At 32.5% G+C, this 1091-nt stretch carries 2 tRNA genes; both read left to right on the top strand.

Going from position 1 to position 1091, the window contains the following annotated elements:
* Positions 1 to 762 precede the first annotated feature (762 nt).
* Positions 763 to 846 (top strand) — tRNA-OTHER (locus tag ACAX61_RS19595).
* 149 nt (positions 847 to 995) lie between these two features.
* Positions 996 to 1079, top strand: a tRNA-OTHER gene (locus ACAX61_RS19590).
* Positions 1080 to 1091: the final 12 nt, after the last annotated feature.

Here is a 1091-nt window from a genome sequence, read left to right as displayed (position 1 = left end):
GAGGACTGTAGTGGTGGCAGAGATCCTTAGGTCGGTGGTTCAAATCCGCCTCACCGGAAATTTTTTTTTTCTTACATTCATCACGTTAATATGTTTATAGAATCAATGTTTTCAAAGAATAAAACATATGATTGATACATATTTCAAAAGTTGAAGTTTATTGTAATGTTTAATGGTTTTCAAATAACACAAGATATGATGATGTACAAGTTTTAAAAAAGTCAGAGAATATTGTTTTTTTCATTTCATTGAATTGAGGAACTACATATCAGTATGTTTAAGAGAATTTAATCCCTTGTCGCAAAAGATGCGCAACATGTATCATCATATCTTTTGAACCTTCAAAAAAATTTGAAAGATCAAAATTAGTTCAGAGAAAAATTTACTCGGTTACACATAAACTGATTTGTTGGCGCTTTAAATGAAAAGTTTATTTTGCATTTCTTGAGAGATAAATCTCTAATAACCGTGTGTTGGTAAACTTAAATACACTTTAGCTCCATTTAAACAAGTTAATTTTCAATTACAGATTACTTTCTCTAACTGCAAAGCACGTTCATCATTGATGAAACAAATAATGGAAAGATATTACTTGATAATTAATCAGTAATATTGATGTGGTAAATAAATTTAAATTTAAAAAAATATGGTAGGATCATGTAGTGCCATACTAACATTTCTATTAGTAGTCTTGAGAAGATGTGGATTTTGATAAATATACCCAAAGTGATTGATGAGTGTGGAAATATAAATTCCAACATGCCGGTGATAGCTCAGTTGGTAGAGCGGAGGACTGTAGTGGTAGCAGAGATCCTTAGGTCGGTGGTTCAAATCCGCCTCACCGGAATTTTTGCCAACATTATCGAGTCATGTAAAGTTTTACATTTTCCATAGTAAAACATATAACGAGAATCATCTTTCTAAGTAGTTTGAAAGATTTTAGCAGAAATGGTCCATATTTCATTAAAAGGTATGAAAATATGGAATGACATATCCCGGTGATAGCTCAGTTGGTAGAGCGGAGGACTGTAGTGGTGGCAGAGATCCTTAGGTCGGTGGTTCAAATCCGCCTCACCGGAAATTTTTTTTTT

The organism is Sphingomonas sp. IW22 (assembly GCF_041321155.1).
GTDB lineage: Bacteria > Pseudomonadota > Alphaproteobacteria > Sphingomonadales > Sphingomonadaceae > Sphingomonas.
This window is presented reverse-complemented; position numbering and strand designations above follow the sequence as displayed.